Raw genomic sequence first — 20,497 nt, forward strand, 5'->3', positions numbered from 1 at the left:
GGGGGGGCGCGGCGGCGCGCGGGGGGCGGGGGGCAACCGCCGCGGCCGGCGCCCGCCCGGGGGGCCGGGGGGGCCGGGGGGGGGCGCGGGGGGGGGGGGGGCCCCGCCCCCCCCCCCCGACCAGGTCCAGGACGACGTCGAGCCCGTCCGGTGCGGCCTCGGCGAGCTGCTCCGCGAGCGGCCGCTCGCCGGGCACCAGGACGGCGTCGTAACCGAGTTCGGCGGTCAGCCGGGCCGCCTTGGCGGGCGAGCGGGTGGTGCCGATCACCCGGGCGGCGCCGAGGAGCCGGGCGATCTGCCCGGCCACCGTGCCGACCGCGCCCGCCGCGCCGGTCACCAGCACGACGTCGCCCGGGCGCACCCCGGCGCTGCGGGTGAGCCCGCCGTACCCGGCCGAGGCGGCGGTGATCAGGGCGACCGGGTCAGGGAAACCGGGGGCGACCGGGGTGAATCCCGCGGCGTCCGCGAGCGCGTGGTCCCGCCAGCCGTGCAGGTGGGTCACCAGGTCCCCCGGTCGCAGCGGCCCGTCCTCGGGTGCGGCCAGCACCTCGCCGAGGGCCGGACCGAACAGCGCATCCCCGGGGGTGATGGGCGGCAGCGGCAGGCCGGAGCCACCGCCGCCGATCAGGGTGCGCAGACCGGGGAAGACCAGGAAGGCCGTGTTGCGGACGAGCACCTGCCCGGGGCCGGGGGCCGGCAGTGGCTCCCGCGCCACGGTGAAGTCCTCGGCGGAGGGCAGCCCGGCCGGCTTCGTGGTCAGCCGGACGACGCGGGCGGTGGTGGGCAGGGTCATGGCGGCGCTCCTGGGCATCGGGACGGATGGCGGCGGGCCGGTGCCGCCGCCACCCGGACGCTAACCCTTGACGCTTGCGTCAAGGGCAAGCACGCCCTTCAGGAGGGTGTCTGACGATGTGTGAGGGGCGCCGGTCTTCTAGAGTCACCGGCGGTACGACAGTACGACCGTGAGCCGCACCGAGAGGGAACAGCATGACCGAGCAGGCACCCGAGCCCTACGAGCACGTGGACGAGGACTGGCAGACCGCGCTGGCAATCGTCGCCCACCCCGACGACATGGAGTACGGCGGCGCCGCGGCCGTCGCCCGCTGGACCTCGCAGGGCAAGAAGGTCGTCTACGTGATGGTCACCAGCGGCGAGGCGGGCATCGACTCGCTGGACCCCGCCCAGTGCGGGCCGCTGCGCGAGGCCGAGCAGATCGCCTCGGCACGCGTGGTCGGCGTGGACACCGTCGAGTTCCTCGGCCACCCGGACGGCGTGGTCGAGTACGGACTGCCGCTGCGCCGGGACATCGCGCGCGCGGTGCGCCGGCACCGCCCGGACATCGTGGTGACCAGCAACTTCCGTGAGACCTACGGCGGTGTGTTCCTCAACCAGGCCGACCACGTCGCGGTGGGCCGGGCCACCCTGGACGGGGTCCGGGACGCCGGCAACCGCTGGGTGTTCCGCGAGCTGGTGGCGGAGGGCCACGAGCCGTGGAACGGCGTGCGGCAGATCTGGGCGGTGGCCTCGCCGGAGTCGAAGCACGCGGTGGACACCACCGACCACTTCGACCTGGGCGTCGCCTCGCTGGAGGAGCACAAGGCGTACCTGGCCGGTCTCGGCGGGGCGATGGGGGACGCCCGGGAGTTCCTGGAGGGCTTCGGCCGGGGCGCGGGCAGCCGGCTGGGGACGCGCTTCGCGGTGCCGTTCGAAGTGTTCCCGCTGAGCTAGTCGGAGGGCCCGTCGGGCCCGATGGGCTTGTCGGAGCCGGAGCCGGAGCCGGAGCCGGAGCCGGAGCCGGGTTCGCTGCCGGCGCCCGGCCCGGTCCCGGCGCCCGGCCCGGTCCCGGAGCCCGGCTCGGCTCCGGCGTCCTCGCGGCGCCCGCGCCGGTAGCGCAGGACCTGCCGGAGCAGGAGGGCCGCGACCAGCAGTCCGAGCCCGATCGCGAACCAGAGCTGGTAGCGGATCGCCGTCCGGTACACGGCGCCGATATTGGCTCCGGCGAGGTAGCCGAAGGTGCCCCAGACGCCCGTCCACAGCACCGCGCCGAGCACGTTGAACGGCAGGAACCGGCGCCAGGGCATCCCGGTGGTCCCGGCGATGATGCCGTTGGTCTGGCGCAGCACGTCCACGAAGCGGGCGACGGTGACGACCTTGCCGCCGTGCCGTTCGAAGAAGCCGTCCGCGCGTTCCATCCGGGCCGGGGTGAGCAGCACGTAGCGGCCCCAGCGGTGGACGAAGGCGCGTCCGCCGGTGCGGCCGATCAGGTAGCCGAGGCTTTGGCCGAGCGTGGCGGCACAGACCGCGATCACCAGGACGGCGGCGAAGTCCAGGTGCCCGGCGCCGGCGTACACCGAGGCGAGGATCAGGATGGTCTGCCCGGGCACCGGGATGCCGCAGTTGTCCAGCAGGACGAGCAGCGCCACCGCGAGGTACCCGTACTGGTCCAGCAGTGGCGCGAGCCCGGCGAGTGCCCCGGGCAGCGGGGTCGTAGGGGCGGACACCGCTCCTCACCACCTCGCGCGGCGGGCGCGCGGGGTGGTCGGGGAGTCGGTCAGCGTCCCGCCTGACGTTGTTCGACGTTGCAGTCGGGACCGGGGTAGATCAGGCCCTCGTGGCCGTCCTCGAAGCGGACCACGTACGGCGGTTGGCCGTCGGCGCCGCGCACCTCGATGATCTCGCCCTTCTGGTCCACCATGCCGACCGACCTGCTGTGGATGTGGAGCTGGTCGCCTACCGCTGCGTGCATGGTCTGCTCCTCGGGTCGTGGTGGCCGCCTCCGCGGCCGTTCCGCTATCCACTGTGCTGCGGGCGCGGCGGGCTCGCAACGCCTCGGGCGGACGGGACGCGGGGGATCCGCGCGGCGGGCGTCAGCGGGCGGGCGCCTGTTGCGCGAGGTAGCCGCGGACCAACCGCTTGCACTCGGCGATGAGGGTGGGATCGCCGTTCGGGTCGCTGCGGAAGGCGAGTTTGAGCACCGCGTCGGCGGCCTCCAGGGCGACCCGCAGGGTGAGCGTGGTGGCGGCCGGGTCGGCGGTGCGGAACACCTCGCCGCCGAGGGCCTGCAGGCGCAGCGCGACGGCGGTGTTGTTGTCGACGCCCGCGTCCAGCAGGTGCAGGTCGTCATGGACTCCGGCGGGGACGACCGGGCCGGCCAGGCCGAAGTCGACCTGGCCGAAGCCGGGCACGGCGCGCTTCATCGCCACGAACTCGTCGACCGCGAGGTCGGTGAAGGCGGCGGGGCCGACCGGGGCGGCGGCGGCCAGCCGGGCGTCGAGGCGCTGGAGGTACCGGTCGAGGTTGCGGCCGGCCAGCGCGGCCAGCAGGTCCTCCTTGCCGGCGAAGAACTGGTAGAGGGTGCCGATCGGCACCCGGGCCCGGTGCGCGACCTCCTTGGTGGTGAGCGCGGTCGCCCCGACCTCGTCGAGTAGCCCGGCGCAGGCGTCCAGGATGCGGCCGTACCGCTCCTGGCTGCGCTGCTGGACCGGTCGCCGGCGGGCCGACGGGGCCGTCCGGCCGGCTGCCACGTGACTCCGGGTGTCCGAGCTCATGGGCTCACTCTGCCCCATCCGCTGTTCCGGCGGCGAATCACCGGGACGGGAGCGGCCCGGTGTGCTCCGTGGGGGAGGAATGGACTGGTGGCCGGAGCTGAACGGCACGGTGGCGGGAAGGTGTCCACGAGTTGGCAATGGCCTTGTCGTGGACGCGATGACCGGTTCATACTCCTGGGGCGGACTACCTTGCGTGATCGACGCGTGCCTCTTCGTGGTGGTCGCGATTCGGCTGTGGCGGCTGTGACCTGCGTCCGCCGCCACCGGAAGTCTGGATGAACGCGTGTGCCTCCCTGCTCGTGCCACGTCCCGTTGTCTGTCCCGCAGAACGGAAGGAGGGGGTCGGTTCGGTGACGCCGTCCCGCGGAGGGCGTGAGGCCCTCGACACCGAGCACCGTCGGCAGTTCCTGGAGGCCGGCTACCTGGTCCTGCCCGGCCTGCTGCCGGAGGTCCTGCGCGAACGACTGGTCCCCGAGGTGGACCGCTGGGTGGACGAGGGCCTGCGGGCCCGGTCGATCGCGGCCTGCGCCGACCCCGGCCGGCACGGACCGCCGCCGCTCCTGGAGCTGGAGCTGCCCGCCCACGGCGAACTCCTCACCCACCCGCCGTTGCTGCGCACGCTGACCCGCCTGCTCGGGCCGTCCTTCGTCTTCCACCACCTGCACAGCGACCGTCAGGCCCCGGGCATCCCGGGCAAGCCCTGGCACCACGACCGCGAGCCCCACGACGGCTCCGACCCGTCGCTGCTGATGGTCCACGCGCTGCACTACCTCGGCGGGCTGGACGAGAAGGTCGGCAGCCTGGCCGTGCTGCCCGGGTCGCACCGCAGCGCCGTCGACAAGTCCGCGTTCGCCCACCACGGCACCGCGGAACTGCCCGGCGAGGTGGTCATCGACCGGCTGCCGCCCGGGACGACGGTGCTGCTCAACTCGGCGCTGTTCCACACGCGCAGGCCCGCACCCGACGGGCCCGGCCGGGCCCGGTACTTCATCGACGCCTCCTACTGCCAGGTGGGCGCGCGCTGGCGCCCGGTGAAGCCGTACTGGCGGCAGATGCTCGCCCGCGCCCGTGAGCTGGACCTGGCCGACGGCCAGTGGCCCGAGCTGTTCGCGGAACGGCACTTCACCGAGTACACCGGAACCGTCTGAGGAGCACTGCCGTGAAGATCGTCACCGCCGTCGCCTACTCCGAGGTCCACGACGCCTACCTGCGGGACCACCCGGTGGAGCGGGCCCACGAGGCGAACAGCAACGTGTACGGCGAGGAGAACATCGAACGCGCCGACGGCCTCCAGGGCGGCTGGTGGCGGATCAGGCTCTCACGGGCCGACGTCCTGGGCGTCGTCCTGCCCTGGCACCTCAGCGAGGGCGGGGAGCTCGAACTGGTGCCGCGCGCCGGGCTCACGGTGGGCGAGGCCGCCGAGCGGGTCCGCTCCGGCGGGGCCGCGTGGACGGCGGCCAACCCGGTCTGCGCGGCCAAGTTGCGGCTGCTGCGGTGGGCCCCGTTCACGCCGCTCTTCCTCAGCACCGCCCCGGTCGAGCACTCCGACTACGGGGACCTCGCGGTCCGGGCCGGGCTGATCCACCTCGACGGCCTGCACCGCATGCTGGCCTGGGAGTTGGCGGGGAGGCTGCCCGCCCGGGCGGTGCTGGACGGGTACCTGGTGGGTGATCCCGGGGTGCCGGCCGGACGGGCCCGGGCGGGCCGGGCGGGGGACGAGTCGGCGTGACCCCCGCGACGCAGCACCTCCGGTCCGCACCACCCGCCCGGGCCGCCCGCTCGCTGCCCGAACTCCTCGCCCGCCAGGCCAGGGCGTACCCGGACCGGCCCGCGCTGAGCGACGGCGTCCGCACCCTCGACCACCGCGCGCTGGACGCCGCGGCGGGCCTCGTCGCCGCCCGGCTGGCCGCCGTCGGCACCGGCCGGGGGGACCGGGTCGCCCTGGTCGGGCCCCGGGACGCCCGGATGCTGGTGCTGCTGCACGGCGTGCTGCGGTCGGGCGCGGCGGCGGTGCTCGCCGACCCGGACTGGTCGGCGGCCGACCTCGCCCGGCGGCTGGCAGCGGTCCGGGTGGCACGGGTGCTCGCCACGGAGGCCGGGCTCGGCGGGGAGGTGGTGGACGTCGAGGCGATCACCCGGCAGTCCGCGACGCCCGCGGACGGCGCGGCAGAGAAGGGCCGTGCGGTGGAGACGGACAGTGCGGCAGAGACGGACGGCGCGGTGGATGCGGCCGAGGCGGCGGACGCCGGGGCGGTCACCCGGCGGCCCGCGCCCGCGGACGACCTCTCCGGGGAGGACCTGGCGTACCTCTCCTTCACCTCCGGGTCGAGCGGCGAGCCCAAGGCGGTCGCCGTCACCCACGCCAACGCCGTGCACTACGCCCGGGCGCTGGCCGCGCGGCTCGACCTCACCGAGGCCGACGCGCCGTGCACCGCGCACGTCACCACGCTGGCCGCCGACCTCGGCCACACCGCCTGGCTGCTCGCCCTCGCCACCGGCGGATCGGTGCACGTCGTCCCGGACCGTGAGGTACGCGACCCGGAGGCGTTCTGGGCCTCGCTGCGGCGCGCCGGGGTGACCGTACTGAAGACCACCCCCTCACACCTGACCGCCCTGCTGGAGGGCCGCCCGGCCGGGTCGCCGCCGCTGCACACCGTGCTGCTCGGCGGCGAGCCGCTGTCCCGCCCGCTCGCCGCCGCCCTGCTCGACGGAGGCACCACCGCCCGGCTGGCCAACCACTACGGCCCGACCGAGACCACCGTCGGCGCCACCTGCCTGCTCGTCACCGACGCCCGCCGGCTGCCCGCCGAGGAGGCGACCGTACCGATCGGCACCGCGATCGGCGAGGTGCGGCTCACCGTCGTGGACGCTGCCGGCCGGGAGGTGCCGGACGGCGCGGTGGGGGAACTGCTCATCGGCGGCCGCGGTGTCACCGCCGGCTACTTCGGCCGGCCGGACGAGACGGCCCGCGGCTTCGTCCGGCGGGACGGGCAGCCGACGTACCGCACCGGCGACCTGTGCCGCCGACGGGCGGACGGCGACCTGGTCTTCCTGGGCCGGGTGGACCGCCAGGTCAAGGTGCGGGGCTACCGGGTGGACCTCGCCGAGGTCGAACGCGCCATGGACGGCTACCCGGGCGTCCTGCGCTCGGCGGCACTGCTGCGGGAGACCGCCGTCGGCGGCCAACTGCTGGGCGCGGTACGACTGTCGGGCGGGGCGGACACCGTGGCGGGCCTTGCCGACCACCTGCGGGACCGGCTGCCGGGCTACTCCGTGCCACAGCCGATCCTGGTGCTGCCGGAGTTCCCGGTCGGACCGAACGGCAAGCTCGACCGGCAGCGGCTGGGCGAGCTGGTGGCCGAACTGGTCGGGGTCCGGGCGGAGTCGGAGGGCACCGCCGGCTCCGGCCTGGCCGGGCGGATCGCCGGGTTCTGGGCGGGCGCCCTCGGACTGCCCGCCGTCGGGCCGCGGGCCGACGTGCTGGGCCTCGGCGGGGACTCCATCCTCGCCATGCGCACCATCGCCTTCCTGCGGCGCGCGGGCCTGCGGGTCGCCTACGAGGACTTCTACCGCCGCCCGACGGCGGAGGGCCTGGCGGCCGCCGTCGTCCCGGTTGCCCCGGCTGTTCCGGCCGGCCCGGGCGTCCCCGCTCCGCGCACCGGGCACGACGGCGTCCGACTCGCCCCGGCGCAGCGCTGGTTGTACCGCCAGCGGTCCGTGCGGGACGTCCGGCACTGGAACCAGTCCGTCCTGCTGCGCTGTCGCACCGCCGTGGACCCGGCGGCGCTCTCGGCCGCGGTCGCGGCCGTCCTGGAACGCCACCCGGCGCTGCGCCGGCCGGTCTCGCCGGACGGCTGCGGCGAGCCCCGCCCGGTGCCCGGCCTCGACCCGGTCTCCTTCTCCCGGATCCCGCGCGCGGCCGGGCCGATCGCCGACACGATCGCCGGGCTCTGCACCGAACTGCACCGCAGCCTGGACCCGGCGGCCGGCCGGCTGCTGCGCGTCCACCTGTTCTCGGGTCCGGCCGGCACCGACGACCGGCTCGCGCTGATCGCCCACCACCTGGTGGTCGACGGGCTGTCCTGGCGGATCCTGCTGGACGACCTGGCGCACGCCTACCGGGCGGTGCTCGACGGGAAGCCTGCCGAGCTGCCGCCGACGGCGGACTTCTACGCGTGGGCGGCGGCGGCACCGGCGGCGGGCTCCGTGACGGGCCCCTCCGCCGTGCCGGACGCGGAGCCCGTCGCGGAGACCCCGGTCGAGCCCGCGACCGAGCCGGCGACGGAGCCCGAGCGCGAGCCCGTGACCGAGCCCGTGACCGAGCTCGCGATCGGGCAGCCCCCGGTGGAGCCCGCCGCGCTCAGCTGGGCGCTCGACCCGGCCGCCACCGCCCGCCTGGTCGCGCGGCACGGTGGCGGGTCCGGACTGGAGGCCGTGCTGCTCGCCGCCTTCGCCGGGGCCGTCACCGGCTGGAGCGGCCGCCCCCGGCTCGCGGTGGAGGTGGAGACCCACGGCCGGGACGCCGTGGGCGATCCGGGCGAATTCCTGGACACCGTCGGCTGGTTCACCGCCGTCAAGCACGTCGGGCTGCCGGCCGGGGCCGACCCGGGGACGGTGGCGCGGCAGCTGCGCGCGGCGACCGTCCGGCCGATGGACGCGCCCGGGCACCGGCCCGCCGTCGGGTTCAACTTCCTCGGCACCTTCCGGCTGCCCGAGGAGCCCGCCCTGGACTGGACCGTCGCCGACGAACAGGCCGGGACGGCGCGCTGTGCCGGGGGCGATCCGCTGTACGAACTGCGGCTCACCGCACGGATCGTGGAGCAACGGCTGGTCGCCGACCTGGTGTACGGCCGGGCCGCGCTGTCGGACCTCGCCGCCGAGCGGATCACCGCCGCGTTCACCCGGGCCGTGGCCGCCGAGGCGGGAACGGAGGCGGGGACGGAGGCGGGAACGGAGCCGGAGACGGAGGCGGGAACGGACACCGCCGACCCGGGCCCGCGGCCCGTCCGCGCACCGCTGTCCACCTCCGGCCAGCTGCTGCACCCCGGCGTCCCGCCGACCGCCCGGGCGACGGTGCGCGAACCCGCCCGGGTGCTGCTCACCGGCGCCACCGGCTACCTCGGGCGGCACCTGCTGGACGCCTTCCTCCGGCGCGGCGCCGACGTCACCTGCCTGGTGCGGGCCCGCGACGACGCCGAGGCGCTGCGCCGCCTGGGCCCCGGCGCGGCCCGCGCGGCCGGTGCCGTCGCCGGGGACGTCGACCGGGACGGCCTCGGCCTCTCCCCGGCCGGTCTGGAACGGGCTCGGGGCGCGCGGATCGTCGTGCACGCGGCGGCGGACGTCCGGCTGGTGGCCTCGCCCGACGAGCTGGAACGCACCAACCACACGGCGGTGCGCCGCCTGCTCGGCTGGGTCGGCGAGCACGCCCCGGAGGCCCGCGTCCACCACGTCTCCACGCTCGCCGTGTCGGGCGGCGTGGACGGCCCGCCGCGCCGCTTCAGCGAGGCGGACCTCGGCATCGGCCAGCACTTCCGCACCCCGTACGAGCGGACCAAGTTCCGCGCGGAGCAGGCCGTCCGGGCCTGGGCGGCCACCGGGCACGCCGCCTACCTGCACCGCAGCGGCCACATCGCGGCGCACAGCCGCACCGGGGCGTTCCAGGCCAACGTCGGTGACAACCGGATCTACCAGCTGATCCGCGGCTACCTGCTGGCCGGTGCGGCGCCGCGCCGGCCGGGCACCGCGTTCGCGTTCTCGCACGTGGACACGGTGGCCGCCGGGATCGCCGCGATCGCCCTCGACCCGTACGCCGCGCCCGGGGCGTACCACGTCGAGTCGCCGTACGAGGTCCCGCACGACGAGCTGGTGGGCTGGCTCGCCGGGCAGGGCCACCGGGTGCGGCTGACCGACGACGAGACCTTCGCGGCCGCCATCGCCGAGGCCGAGCTCCGGCACCCGACGGCCGCCCGGCTGGCCGCCGCCTGGGCGCAGCAGGAGGAGCGCAACGTCCGGGTGGACAGCGCGTACACCACGGCGGCGCTCGACCGGCTGGGCGTGCGTTTCACCGCCCCGACCCCGCAGTGGTGGTCGGCGGCGCTCGCCTGGGCCGCCGAGGCCGGCTACCTGCCGACCGCCCGGCCCGCCCCCGGGCCCGCCCTCGCACCCGACCACCCCGGATGTCCCCCCGTAGGCAGGACTCACCCGTGAAGGCAGGATCCAGCGTGACGTCAGGTTCCGTGTCCCAGCTCTCCCCGGTGCTCAAGCAGGCCACCCCGGTCGTCGCGGTCCGCGGCGAGGGCCTCCACCTCTACGACGCCGGGGGCCGCCGGTACCTCGACTTCACCTCCGGCGTGGGGGTGACCAGCACCGGTCACTGCCACCCGAGGGTGGTCGAGGCCGTCCGCGAGCAGGCCGGCCGGCTGATCCACGGTCAGTACACCACCGTGCTCCACGACCGGCTGCTCACCCTCACCGAGCGGCTCGGCGAGGTGCTGCCACCGGGCCTGGACTCGCTGTTCTACGCCACCGCCGGCACCGAGGCGGTGGAGGCGGCGCTGCGGCTCGTCCGGCACGCCACCGGTCGGCAGAACGTGATCGTCTTCGAGGGTTCCTTCCACGGCCGCACCATGGGCGCGGCCTCGCTCACCACGGCCGGCACCCGGTTCCGGGCGGGCATCGGCCCGCTGGTCCCCGGGGTCGCGGTGGCGCCCTTCCCGGCCGCCTTCCGGCTCGGGCTGTCCGAGGACGAGGCGGTGGAGCACGCGCTGCGCGGACTGGACGAGGTGCTGGCGACGGTCTCCGCGCCCGCCGAGACGGCGGCGATGTTCGTCGAGCCGGTGCTCGGCGAGGGCGGTTACGTGCCGGCTCCGCGCGGCTTCCTGACCGGGCTGCGCGAGCGTGCCGACCGGCACGGGATCCTGCTGGTGCTGGACGAGGTGCAGACCGGCTTCGGCCGCACCGGCCGGTTCTGGGCCCACCAGTACGAGGACGCCCGCCCGAACGGGGAGGGCTTGCGTCCCGACGTCCTGATCACCGCGAAGGGCCTGGCCAGCGGCTTCCCGCTGTCCGCGATCGCGGCGCCCGCGGAGCTGATGGGCCGCGCCTGGCCCGGCTCGCAGGGCGGGACCTACGGCGGAAACCCGGTGGCCTGCGCGGCCGCCCTGGCCACCCTGGACGTGCTGCGCGAGGAGCGGCTGGTCGAGAACGCCGCCGAACAGGGCGAGCGGCTGCTGGCCGGGCTGCGGGCGGTGGCCGCCGGGGCGCCCGGGATCGCCGACGTCCGCGGGCTCGGGCTGATGGCCGCCAGTGAGTTCTGCCGCCCGGACGGCTCCCCGGATCCGGAGGCGGCCCGGCGTGTCCAGCAGGCGGCCGCCGAGCACGGCCTGCTGCTGTTGCCGTGCGGGATCCACCTCAACGTGGTCCGGATGATCCCCGCGCTGGTGGTCACGGCCGGGCAGGTGGACGAGGCGCTGGAGCTGTGGGCCAAGGCCGTCGCGGCCGGAAGCCGGTAGGGAGGAGAGCGATGGAGACGGTGAAGGAAATCGGCTGGAGCAGCCTGGAGTTGGACGCCCGGCGGGCGCTCTGGTCGCTCCCGCTGGGGGAGGTGGAACGGCGGCTGCTGTGGGCCGACGCGCGGGCCGGGCGGTGGGGCGCGGCGGAGCCGGTGCGCGCCTGGCTGCGGGACTTCGTCCGGGACGCCGTCGCCTCCGTCGGCGTCACCCACATCGGCGGCCTGGTGGACCCGGCGCACCCGGAGGAGCAGATCACCGAGGTGCTCTCCTTCCTGCTGCGGGACTACGGCCGGATCGTCCCGCAGAACGGGCGCGGCGATCTCACCTCGGTGCTGCGCGACCAGGACGGCGACGGCAACACCGAACTCGGCTTCCACTGCGACACCTGCGACCTGCTCGTCCTGCTCTGCCTCCGGCCCGCCTTCGACGGCGGCGGGTTGACCAAGCTGGCGAGCGCCCGACACGTCCGCGACCTGATCGAGCGGGAGCGGCCGGACGCGCTGGCCACGCTCTGCGAGGACTGGACGTTCGACCGGAGCGGCCGGGCGGGCCCGCAGGTGGTGGTCACCCCGATCCTCTACCGCCAGAAGGAGGGGACGGTCGGCTGCTACTACCAGACCCGCACCGTCCGTTCCTCCCCGGACCGCGGCGGACCTGATCTGACGGACCGTCAGTGGGAGGCGCTGGGCGTCCTGGACGAGGTGCTGTACCGGCCGGAGATCGCCTTCGGGCTGCCGATGGCCGCCGGGGACCTGTTGATCATCCGCAACAGCCGTGTGCTGCACGGGCGTTCGCCGTTCGTCGACGAACCTGGCCGGTACGCACGCCGGATGCTGCGGATCTGGGTGAACGAGGGGGAGGAGTGGGCACGTTGACCGCATCGCACGGACGGGTCGCGATCGTCACCGGAGGCGGCAGCGGACTCGGCCGGGCCTCCGCGCTGGCTCTGCTGGAGGCCGGCTGGACCGTCGCCGTCGCCGGGCGGCGCAAGGACGCGCTGGAGGAGACCGCCGCCCTCGCCGGCCCGGCCGCCGACCGGGTGCTGCCCGTCCCGACCGACATCCGCAGCCCGGAAGAGGTCGCCCGGCTCTTCGACGCCGTCCGCGACCGGTACGACCGGCTGGACCTGCTGTTCAACAACGCGGGCGCCGCCGCGCCGCGCCGGCTGATCACCGAGACCCCGTTCGAGGACTGGAACCGGGTGCTCGACACCATCGTCACCGGCGGCTTCCTCTGCGCCCGCGAGGCCTTCCGGGTGATGAGCACCCAGACCCCGCAGGGCGGGCGGATCATCAACAACGGCGCCCCCTCGGCGTACGTGCCGCGCCCCAACTCGGTCGCGTACACGGCCGCCAAGCACGCGGTGCTCGGCCTCACCAAGGTGCTCGCCCTGGACGGCCGCCCGTACGGCATCTCCTGCGGGCAGATCGACGTCGGCAACGTCAGCCCGGTCGACGGCGGACCGCAGCCGGCCGCGATGCAGGCCGACGGCACGATGGCGGTCGAGGCGACCATCCCGGTCGAGCGCTTCACCGACGCGCTCGTCCTGATGGCCGCCCAGCCGCCGGACACCAGCATCCAGTCGCTGGTCGTGCTGCCGACCACCATGCCGTTCGTCGGGCGGGGGTGAGCCGGTGCTGGTCAGCGCACGCTCCTTCGAGGAGTACCGGGCCATGTTCGCGCTCACCGACCGGGACCTGGAGCAGCGCGTCCTGGACTGCCCGGCCGGTGCGGCGGGGTTCGTCGCCGAGGCCGGGCGGCGCGGCATCGACGCGGTCGCCGTGGACCGCCAGTACGCCGACCACCGGGAGGAGTTGGGCCTGCTGGTGGAACGGGAGACGGTCTTCAAGCGGGACCTGCTGGTGAAGGAGACGGCCGGCTTCGGCTGGTCCCGGTACAGCGACGTGGACGACATGATCGGCCAGTGGACCGCCAACGCCAGGGCCTTCCGGGCCGACATCGCCGCCCGCCCGGACCGCTACGTCGCCGGTTCGCTTCCCGAACTCCCCTTCGCGGACGACTCCTTCGACCTGGTGCTCAGCTCGCACCTGCTGTTCTCGTACGGCAACCGGCTCGACGAGGAGTTCCACCGGGCGGCGCTGCTGGACCTCGCGCGGGTGGCACGCCGTGAGGTCCGGCTGTTCCCGCTGGTGGTGTACGACACCGGAGTCCGCTACCCGGAGCTGGAGCGGCTGCGCCGGGAGCTGGCGGGGCTCGGGGTCCCCAGCCGGGTGGAGCCGGTGGCGTACCGGTTCCAGCCGGGGGAGGGCGAGATGCTGGTGCTCTCCTGCACGGACTACCGGGCGCCGGAGCGGTCGGCCACGGCGGCGGGCCGGTCCGGGGCCGAGGACCGGGTGCGCTGGCGGCACCGGGAGGCGGCACGGCCGGGCCCCTGAGCTCCGGCCCGCCGAGGCCGCCGGAGGTCCGCCGGGCCGCCGGAGGACGGTCGGGCCTGCCGGAGGACGTCCGGGAACGCCGGAGGCCGGTCGGGGCGACGTGGTGTCGCCCCGACCGGCCTCCCACTACCGAACCGGCGTCGGTCAGTGGACGGACGCGGCCGTCTCCGGAGCGGCCTCCCGAGGGGTGGCCGTGGCCGGCTTCGGGTGCAGGAGGCGCTCGGCGAGGTGGCCGAACAGCAGCCCGAAGGACGTCCAGAGGGTGAGCTGGATGGCGAGCGCCGCGAGGCGGAACTGCCAGAGCAGGGTGGCCGAGAAGTCCTCGGGCACCTCGTTGACGGCGGGCAGGAAGGCGAAGGCGAGGCCGACCGCCACCGCGAAGCCGAGGACGGCCACGACGGTCGCGTACCAGTTGCCCAGGCGCGGCGCGAGCCGCTTGCCGACGATCACCGAGGCGACCGCCAGCAGCACGCTGAGCGCCATCATCAGGAAGTACAGCGTGGTGCGCTTCCCGATGGTCTCCGGGTCGCCCACCGACGGCGGGTTGGCCGGGTACTTGAGGAACGGCACGAGGTAGACCGCGACCAGCGCGACGCCGGACAGCAGGGCCGCCGTGGCGCGCGGGGAGAAGCGGCCGACCCGGCCGAGGGCGAAGCAGTAGGCGAGCGCGGCGATGCCGCCGAGCGAGACGCCGAAGACCAGAACGCCCGTGGCCAGCCCGGCAGTCGACTGCAGGGACCGGCTGACGATCTCCATCTCGGGTGCCCCGGCCGCGTGGGCTTCCTCGTAGGCGATCGCGGCGTCCACCCGGGGTTCACCGAGCAGGTAGGCCACGACCAGGGCGAGCAGGCCGGCGCCGAGGCCGGCCAGCATGCCGCGGACGAGCAGGGATCTGACGGTTGCGGAGTTCACGGAATCGTCCCCTGATCAGTGGCAGGGGAAGCCGAGCAGGTGGCGACCGTCGTGCACCCATTCGTGCACGTCCTCGCCGGAGATGAGGGAGGTGGCGCCCTGCTCGGCGCCGACGAAGTAGATCAGGGCCATCAGCAGGATGCCGAAGAACACGGCCCAGGGCAGGATCGCCTTGACGGAGATGGGGGTGACCGCCGGAGCGGCGGGGGCAGCGGGGGCGATGGGGTGAGCCATGGCCGACCTCCTCTGGGAACACGCGTCCCGTGTCGATGGAGCACCGACGGCAGGGCGGGTCTGACTCGCCGGGCCGAGGCGGGGACCAGGGCTGCGGCTTCACAGTGGCGCGACCGTGCCGGAGTCTCACCGGGCTTCCGCGCTCTGCCGTCTTCAGTTGTCGCAGGGACGGTACCGTGTCCGGAACCCCCGGCCAAGGGGCTGCGCGGGGGCTCACGGGCGCGCGACCGGCACGGAACAGGCAGCGGAATCCGGTACGTGTGCGGTGCAAGGCCGGGTTCCGGGACGGGAGGGGAGCGAATGACGGTACGGGTGATGTTCGTCGCACCGGCGATCGGCGACGGGTTGCGCGCGGCGCGGTTCGGCGACGACGGCCCGCCGGAGGAGGCCGCGTCGGCGGCCGCCCGTGCGGCGGCGGGGGCGCTGCCGACGCCGGCCCGCAGCCTGGCCTCGCCCTCGGTGCGCTGCCACCGGACGGCCGAGGCGCTCGGTCTGCCGGCCGAACCGGACCGGCGGCTGGCCGAGTTGGACGTCGGCTCCTGGCGCGGTCGGACGCTCGACGAGGTCGCGGCGGCCGAACCGGCGGCGGTCGCCGCCTGGTTGGCGGATCCGGCAGCGGCGCCGCACGGTGGCGAGTCGGTGCTGGACCTCCTCGCCCGGGTGGGTGCCCGGCTGGACGAACTGGCCGGTGAGGCAGGACGCTTGGCAGTGGTGGCGGAGCCCGCGGTGGTCCGGGCGGCCGTGGTGCACGCGCTCGGCCTCCCCCCGGCGGTCTTCTGGCGGCTCGACGTCCGGCCGCTGTCGGTCACCGAGCTCTCCGGGCGTGCGGGGCGCTGGAACCTGCGCTGCGGGTGGGACCTTGCGCCGGCGGCCGCCGGTTCGTGATCCCGAGGGGGTCGGTCCGGTAACCCTGCGACACGTGACGGCAGGTGACGGATCGTCACCAGCGAGTTCGGGGACGGGCGAGCGGGTCGGGTGGCGCGGGCTCCGGTCGCCCAGCAGCAGGCGCAGCCGGCCGGAGCGCACGTGGACCCACTCGATGCCCTCATGGGTCCTCGGCTCCGGCTCGCCGCCCGGGCCAGGCGGGATGAGGAGCTTGTGGGCCTGGACGCCGCCCGGGCGGCCGAGGGGGACGAAGGTCGTCCCGCCCCGGACCACCGGGCGCAGAGGGATGCGCGGCCGAGCCCGTCTTCACACCTCCGCCGTCCGCCCGGAGGGCGTCGCCCCGCCGACGCGGGTTTGAAGACGGGCCCTCGCGGAGGTCAGTTGACGTACACCGCCGGGGCGCCCGGCTGGGTGGTGTCGGCGACCGGGCCGTACGCCGCGGAGAAGTACCCGTCGCCGGGGCAGAGGCCCGAGCCGCCGCTCTTGGCGAAGTGCTCGTTGCGGAAGACCAGGCTGTGCGCGGCGTTGTCGGCGTTGCCCGCGAAGGCGCCGCTGAGCTGGTAGGTGCAAGTGATGGTGCCGAACCAGCTGTTGAGCACGGCGGTGGCCTGGATCGGCCCGGCCGACCCGCCGGCGAGGGTGACCGGGAGCCCCGGGCCGTCGGAGACGGTCACGCCGTATGCGAGGTTGCCGACGGTCAGGCTGCGCACCGAGGTGACGCCGGTGACGTTGCTGGTGCACGAGCCGAAGGTCAGACCGGTCAGCGAGCCGGTGGCCGACCCGGGGGCCGCCGGGTTGGTCAGCACCTTCTCGGCGAGCTGCGAGACGGCGCAGGTGACACCGGTGGTGCTGGTGGCGGTCGAGTAGAAGGTGGCGACGGTGCCCCCGGCGAGCGGCGCGGCGAGCGCGTCGCCCGCTGCGACGGCGGCGCCGCCCGCGCTGCCGGCGGTGAGCACCGGGACGGCGGCGACGGACTCGGGCGCCGCGGACGCGGGCGCGGCGACGACGGAGAGCGCGGTGGCGGCGGCGAGGGCCGCGACGGCGGCGGCGGGGACGGCAAGGTGGCGGCTGAAGCGCATGGGAAGAGCCTCTTTCTCGGTGAGGGGCGAGAAGACGACCTTTCGCGGCTCCCGGGCGGTGGGGACCCGGGGGCCCACGACGTTCTAGGACTGGTTCTAGGGCCGTGACCGTGCGCCGTCAAGGCAGTGGACAGAACTTGCTGACGTTTCGTCAACAAGGAGCCGGCTCGGCCGCTCCGCCGTCCGCCTGCGAGAATCCCGGCATGGCTGAGCACAACAGCGACCACGGATACCTGCTGGACAACCGGCAGTCGCAGGCGGGCATCCGCTTCGGCGCCCTCGCCGAACTCTTCGACCCCGTGACCTTCCGGCACGTCGACACGATCGGCCTCGGCCCCGGCATGCGCTGCTGGGAGGTCGGCGCCGGCGGCCCCTCCGTCCCGCTCGGACTCGCCGACCGCGTCGGCCCGACGGGCACGGTGGTCGCCACCGACATCGACGTCTCCTGGACCGCCCCCGCCGCCGGCGGCACCATCGAGGTCCTGACCCACGACGTCGCCGCCGACCCGCCACCGCCCGGCGCCTTCGACCTCGTGCACGCCCGACTGGTCCTGGTGCACGTCGCCGACCGCGCCGAAGCCCTCCGCCGCATGATCCAGGCCCTGCGCCCCGGAGGCTGGCTGCTCATCGAGGACGCCGACCCCGCGCTCCAGCCACTGCTCTGCCCGGACGAGTCCGGCCCTGCCGAGCGCCTCGCCAACCGGCTGCGTTCCGGCTTCCGCACCCTGATGGCGGCCCGCGGCGCCGACCTCGCGTACGGGCGGACCCTGCCCCGGGTGCTGCGCGAGGCCGGCCTGGTCGACGTGCAGGCCGACGCCTACTTCCCGATCACCTCACCGGCCTGCGCCGTTCTGGAGGACGCCACGGTCCGCCAGATCCGCGCACTGCTCGTGTCGGAGGGCCTCGCCACGGACGAGGAGATCGACCACCACCTCGCCAACGTCGCCTCCGGCCGGCTCGACCTCGCCACCGCCCCGATGATCTCCGCCTGGGCCCGCCGCCCGTAGGGCCTCGACCCGACGACGGCCCGTCATGGAGGCCGACGACGGGGGCGGTCGGGGGAGGGGCGGCGGACAGCCGGGGAGGGGCGACGGGCGGCGGGCCACCGTAGAGTTCGGGCCCGTGAACCCCACCGCCGCCCCCGCCCCCGCCGCGCTCGCCCCCGCCGAGCTCACCGCCCTGCTCGGCGCGGTCCGTGCCGACGTCGGCCGGCTCTGCGACGCCCTCGGCGGCCTGACCGACCGGCAGGCCCGCGGGGCGTCCGCACTGCCCGGCTGGAGCCGCGCCCACGTCATCACCCACATCGCACGCAGCGCCGACGCGTACCGCCGACTGCTCGCGCTCGCGCGCACCGGCGCCGCGCCAGGGCCGCGGCCGGACGGCGGCGCGCCGGACCGGGCCCTGCGGGAGGGGGCCGAGCGGGACGCGGCCGAACTCGTCGCCGACCTGCGGCGCAGCCTGGACGGGCTGTCCGACGAGGCGGCGACCGTGCCCGCCGAGCGCTGGACCGCGCCCGTCCAGGCCCTCGGCGGGTGGTGGCACCCCGCCTGGTTCACCCTCCACCGCGCCCGGCGCGAACTCCAGACCCACCACGTCGACCTCGCCCTCGGCCGCACCACGGCCGACTGGCCCACCGACTACGTGGCCTGGGCACTCGACACGACCGTCGCCACCCTGGCCGCGCGGGACTTCCCCGTCGCCCGGCTGGAAGCCACCGACCTCGGGCGCAGCTGGAACCCCGCCGCCACCGGCGCCACCGTCAGCGCCCCCGGCCACGTCCTGCTCGCCTGGCTCGCCGGACGCGGCCCGGCCCCGGACAGCCACGCCGGCCGCACGCTCCCGACCCCACCGGTCTGGCCGCTGCCGCCCGTACCCGGTTGGGACTGAGGGTGCGGGACTGCTCGTGCTGCATGCGGTGGTCACCCGCTGCCGCTTGCAGCGCTCCGGTTCTCGCCCCGCCTATCGCCCCTTGTAGCCGGAAGCTGGTGGGTGACAATTACGATCGATGCCGCGCTTGTGCTGGGCATTGCCCAAAACCGCTGCCCTGCACCGTGATCGAGCTGATAGGAAGGGGGAATGGACGACGAGATCATCGCCCCGATCGACCAGATGCTCGCAGAACGCGCGTGCGAGCGGATCATTGTGGACTTCATCCACCGTCTCGACCTTGGCGAGCCGAGCTCGGTGGCTGAGCTGTTCACGCCCGACGGCATCTGGCAATGGCCTTACGGTGACCGCCGCATCGAGGGCCGTGACGCCCTGCGGGCCTACTTCGCCTCGCGCCCGTCGGACCGGCTCTCGCGTCGCCTGATGACGAACATCCTGGTCACGGTGGAGTCCACGACGACGGCCCGCGCTATCTCGTATCTGACGACATACCGGGTCGACGGCTACGCCGGCGGCATGATCGAGCCTCGCCTCCCGGCCAACGTGGGCCACTACGAGGACACCTTCCGTAACCTCGATGGCGACTGGCTCCTCGCAACCCGCACCGTCTTCCTCCCCTTCGGTGCCGACACGGAGCGACTCCCCTCCCAGACTGCGGCTCGGACATGACGGGAAGCGCTTCGCAGCCCGAGTAACCGGCATTTCGGCGCGCCACGGTGCCGCCCGCGTTTTTCGCCCGCCGTTGGCGATGGGGCGTACGGACGGGGTCACCGAACGTCGTGCCCTGCTGTTCCGTAAACGGAGAGGTAGTGGTCATCGCGGCGGCCGGCTGCGGTCAGGAGGAGCCGCTTGCGCAGCAGCGGTGGCTTCGCTCGGCCGAACATGCTGCGCTTGAGCGCCTTCAGGTCGTTGACGCGGCCCTCGACCGGTCCAGACGACCACTCGGTGCTCATGCCGTGGACGACGGCGTCGAGGACGGTGAGCAGTCCGGTGGCGAAGCCGGCCAGGCCGCACTGCACGTCCGCGCAGACGTCGGCGATCCAGCGGGTCAGTCGGTCTCCTTCGCGGTTGGTCATGATGGCCGCGAAGGTGCGGACGTGGACGGCCGCGGCCGCGAGTTCGGGTGATCGGGCCAGCAGGGAGAGTGACCGGTAGCGTGTGGCGTGCGGCCGGCAAGTCCAGTCGTGAGCCCGCCCGGACTGCGCTCCCGACAGGATGCGTCCGGGCGGATTTCGTCTGCGGTCGGATCACACTTGTTGATGGTCGTCAACGCTGCGACGATCACGGGATGCATCGCATCGACAGTCGAGACGTCGACCAGGCCGTAGACGAGATGGTTCGGGTGCTCAGCCCGCACGATTCCGAGGACTGGCAGGCCCGAGCCGGGTCGCTGGACTGGAGCTGCCGGCAGACCGCCGCGCACGTAGCGCACGACCTGCTCGCCTATGCGGGGCAGTTGGCGGCTCGTCCGGCGGACGCATACCTGCCCTTTGACCTCACCGTCAACGCCGATGCACCGGCGCGCGAGGTGCTCAGGATCGTAACCGCCTGCGGAAGACTCCTGAGTACTGCGGTCGCCGCAGCCGCACCCGGCGATCGCGCTTGGCACTGGGGACCATGTGATCCGGCGGGATTCGCCGCGATGGGAGTCGCTGAGACCCTCCTTCACACGCACGACATCACCCAGGGGCTGGGGATCGCGTGGCGCCCCCCAGCGGACCTCTGCGCCGCGGTACTCAGTCGGCTGTTCCCCGGTGCTCCGCCGGGTGACCCTGTCCAGGTTCTTCTCTGGTCCACTGGCCGGGGTGAGCTCGACGACCGCCCGCGCGTCACCTCGTGGGTCTGGAAAGCCGCCATCTCCTAGTGCCGCATCAGGCAACGTTCGCCCTCTCGTGACGAGTCGTCTGGTGCTGCGGAGGGTGGCTCCGGACGGTCAGAATGATCACGTGGCTGAACGCGTGCAGGTCCGGGAGATCGATGACGACGAGGGGAGACGGCTGCTGCGGATCGTCCGGAGGGGTACCGGGTCGGTGGTGACCTGGCGG

21 protein-coding genes, 1 pseudogene and 1 riboswitch are annotated in these 20,497 nt (G+C 74.8%); of the genes and pseudogenes, 13 read left to right on the forward strand and 9 right to left on the reverse strand.

The genetic code is table 11. The annotated features are described in order from the left end of the window. Nucleotides 1-793: zinc-binding dehydrogenase (locus AB0D10_RS44245; RefSeq protein WP_360268129.1), on the reverse strand; the 793-nt coding region annotated here is incomplete at its 3' end. Nucleotides 794-987: 194 nt separating this feature from the next. Here AB0D10_RS44245 and AB0D10_RS44250 point away from each other — a divergent pair. Further along, nucleotides 988-1,728 carry a PIG-L deacetylase family protein gene (locus AB0D10_RS44250; protein ID WP_360268132.1) on the forward strand — a complete coding sequence of 247 codons (741 nt, stop codon included), beginning with the start codon at nucleotides 988-990 and terminating at the stop codon, nucleotides 1,726-1,728. Here AB0D10_RS44250 and AB0D10_RS44255 read toward each other — a convergent pair. From AB0D10_RS44255 to AB0D10_RS44265, 3 genes are all read right to left on the reverse strand, one after another. After that, entirely contained in the window at nucleotides 1,725-2,501 is a 777-nt protein-coding gene (locus AB0D10_RS44255; protein WP_360268135.1) for a DedA family protein, read from the reverse strand. The two genes, AB0D10_RS44250 and AB0D10_RS44255, sit on opposite strands and share 4 nt — an antisense overlap. Before the next feature lie 50 nt (nucleotides 2,502-2,551). Continuing rightward, a complete protein-coding gene (locus AB0D10_RS44260; RefSeq protein WP_360268138.1) occupies nucleotides 2,552-2,746 on the reverse strand; it encodes a DUF1918 domain-containing protein in 195 nt (64 codons plus the stop codon). A 121-nt stretch (nucleotides 2,747-2,867) separates the two neighbouring features. Then, nucleotides 2,868-3,548 carry a TetR/AcrR family transcriptional regulator gene (locus AB0D10_RS44265; RefSeq protein WP_360268141.1) on the reverse strand — a complete coding sequence of 227 codons (681 nt, stop codon included), beginning with the start codon at nucleotides 3,546-3,548 and terminating at the stop codon, nucleotides 2,868-2,870. A gap of 350 nt (nucleotides 3,549-3,898) precedes the next feature. Here AB0D10_RS44265 and AB0D10_RS44270 point away from each other — a divergent pair, with 350 nt between their 5' ends. The 7 genes from AB0D10_RS44270 to AB0D10_RS44300 are packed head-to-tail and all read left to right on the forward strand — an operon-like array spanning nucleotide 3,899 to nucleotide 13,455. Beyond that, nucleotides 3,899-4,696: a phytanoyl-CoA dioxygenase family protein gene (locus tag AB0D10_RS44270; protein WP_360268144.1), complete on the forward strand. Its 798-nt coding sequence runs from the start codon at nucleotides 3,899-3,901 to the stop codon at nucleotides 4,694-4,696. An 11-nt stretch (nucleotides 4,697-4,707) separates the two neighbouring features. Next, on the forward strand, nucleotides 4,708-5,277 hold the full coding sequence (locus AB0D10_RS44275) for a DUF6309 family protein (protein WP_360268147.1): 570 nt from the start codon (nucleotides 4,708-4,710) through the stop codon (nucleotides 5,275-5,277). Beyond that, a complete protein-coding gene (locus AB0D10_RS44280; RefSeq protein ID WP_360268150.1) occupies nucleotides 5,274-9,755 on the forward strand; it encodes an AMP-binding protein in 4,482 nt (1,493 codons plus the stop codon). Before AB0D10_RS44275 ends, AB0D10_RS44280 begins: the two co-directional genes overlap by 4 nt. 29 nt (nucleotides 9,756-9,784) lie before the next feature. Continuing rightward, nucleotides 9,785-11,059 carry an aminotransferase class III-fold pyridoxal phosphate-dependent enzyme gene (locus tag AB0D10_RS44285; RefSeq protein ID WP_360268182.1) on the forward strand — a complete coding sequence of 425 codons (1,275 nt, stop codon included), beginning with the start codon at nucleotides 9,785-9,787 and terminating at the stop codon, nucleotides 11,057-11,059. An 11-nt stretch (nucleotides 11,060-11,070) separates the two neighbouring features. Then, entirely contained in the window at nucleotides 11,071-11,934 is an 864-nt protein-coding gene (locus AB0D10_RS44290) for a TauD/TfdA family dioxygenase (RefSeq protein WP_360268152.1), read from the forward strand. Beyond that, a complete protein-coding gene (locus AB0D10_RS44295; protein WP_360268155.1) occupies nucleotides 11,931-12,689 on the forward strand; it encodes an SDR family oxidoreductase in 759 nt (252 codons plus the stop codon). Before AB0D10_RS44290 ends, AB0D10_RS44295 begins: the two co-directional genes overlap by 4 nt. 4 nt (nucleotides 12,690-12,693) lie before the next feature. Then, nucleotides 12,694-13,455 (forward strand): methyltransferase domain-containing protein, encoded by a 762-nt coding sequence (locus AB0D10_RS44300; RefSeq protein WP_360268158.1) that lies wholly within the window; start codon nucleotides 12,694-12,696, stop codon nucleotides 13,453-13,455. 144 nt (nucleotides 13,456-13,599) lie between these two features. On the opposite strand, the gene AB0D10_RS44305 is transcribed toward AB0D10_RS44300, so the two are convergent. Both AB0D10_RS44305 and AB0D10_RS44310 read right to left on the reverse strand, forming a co-directional pair. After that, the gene (locus tag AB0D10_RS44305) at nucleotides 13,600-14,367 is read right to left on the reverse strand and encodes a CbtA family protein (protein WP_360268161.1); all 768 of its coding nucleotides are present in this window, start codon (nucleotides 14,365-14,367) and stop codon (nucleotides 13,600-13,602) included. A gap of 15 nt (nucleotides 14,368-14,382) precedes the next feature. Then, nucleotides 14,383-14,601, reverse strand: a complete 219-nt coding sequence (locus AB0D10_RS44310; RefSeq protein WP_350602191.1) for a CbtB domain-containing protein — start codon at nucleotides 14,599-14,601, stop codon at nucleotides 14,383-14,385. Nucleotides 14,602-14,636: 35 nt separating this feature from the next. Next, nucleotides 14,637-14,795: riboswitch (cobalamin riboswitch) on the reverse strand. A 106-nt stretch (nucleotides 14,796-14,901) separates the two neighbouring features. Between AB0D10_RS44310 and AB0D10_RS44315 the strand changes: the two genes are divergently transcribed. Continuing rightward, nucleotides 14,902-15,486 carry a histidine phosphatase family protein gene (locus AB0D10_RS44315; protein WP_360268164.1) on the forward strand — a complete coding sequence of 195 codons (585 nt, stop codon included), beginning with the start codon at nucleotides 14,902-14,904 and terminating at the stop codon, nucleotides 15,484-15,486. A gap of 99 nt (nucleotides 15,487-15,585) precedes the next feature. Here AB0D10_RS44315 and AB0D10_RS44320 read toward each other — a convergent pair. After that, nucleotides 15,586-15,780 (reverse strand): annotated as a pseudogene (locus AB0D10_RS44320) (XRE family transcriptional regulator); the annotation flags it as partial. A gap of 83 nt (nucleotides 15,781-15,863) precedes the next feature. Further along, nucleotides 15,864-16,565 carry a Tat pathway signal sequence domain protein gene (locus tag AB0D10_RS44325; protein WP_360268167.1) on the reverse strand — a complete coding sequence of 234 codons (702 nt, stop codon included), beginning with the start codon at nucleotides 16,563-16,565 and terminating at the stop codon, nucleotides 15,864-15,866. Between the two features lie 203 nt (nucleotides 16,566-16,768). Between AB0D10_RS44325 and AB0D10_RS44330 the strand changes: the two genes are divergently transcribed. From AB0D10_RS44330 to AB0D10_RS44340, 3 genes are all read left to right on the forward strand, one after another. After that, nucleotides 16,769-17,572 (forward strand): methyltransferase domain-containing protein, encoded by an 804-nt coding sequence (locus AB0D10_RS44330; RefSeq protein WP_360268170.1) that lies wholly within the window; start codon nucleotides 16,769-16,771, stop codon nucleotides 17,570-17,572. Nucleotides 17,573-17,687: 115 nt separating this feature from the next. Then, the gene (locus AB0D10_RS44335) at nucleotides 17,688-18,452 is read left to right on the forward strand and encodes a maleylpyruvate isomerase family mycothiol-dependent enzyme (protein WP_360268173.1); all 765 of its coding nucleotides are present in this window, start codon (nucleotides 17,688-17,690) and stop codon (nucleotides 18,450-18,452) included. A gap of 189 nt (nucleotides 18,453-18,641) precedes the next feature. Further along, nucleotides 18,642-19,121, forward strand: a complete 480-nt coding sequence (locus AB0D10_RS44340; RefSeq protein ID WP_360268175.1) for a nuclear transport factor 2 family protein — start codon at nucleotides 18,642-18,644, stop codon at nucleotides 19,119-19,121. Nucleotides 19,122-19,219: 98 nt separating this feature from the next. Here AB0D10_RS44340 and AB0D10_RS44345 read toward each other — a convergent pair whose 3' ends face one another. Then, nucleotides 19,220-19,528 (reverse strand): hypothetical protein, encoded by a 309-nt coding sequence (locus AB0D10_RS44345; RefSeq protein ID WP_360268185.1) that lies wholly within the window; start codon nucleotides 19,526-19,528, stop codon nucleotides 19,220-19,222. 212 nt (nucleotides 19,529-19,740) lie between these two features. On the opposite strand from AB0D10_RS44345, the gene AB0D10_RS44350 reads away from it, so the two are divergent. Then, nucleotides 19,741-20,316, forward strand: coding sequence for a maleylpyruvate isomerase N-terminal domain-containing protein (locus AB0D10_RS44350; protein ID WP_360268179.1), 576 nt, complete (start codon nucleotides 19,741-19,743; stop codon nucleotides 20,314-20,316). Nucleotides 20,317-20,497 lie beyond the last annotated feature (181 nt).

The sequence above is a fragment of the Kitasatospora sp. NPDC048545 genome (genome assembly GCF_040651155.1).
Classification (GTDB): domain Bacteria; phylum Actinomycetota; class Actinomycetes; order Streptomycetales; family Streptomycetaceae; genus Kitasatospora.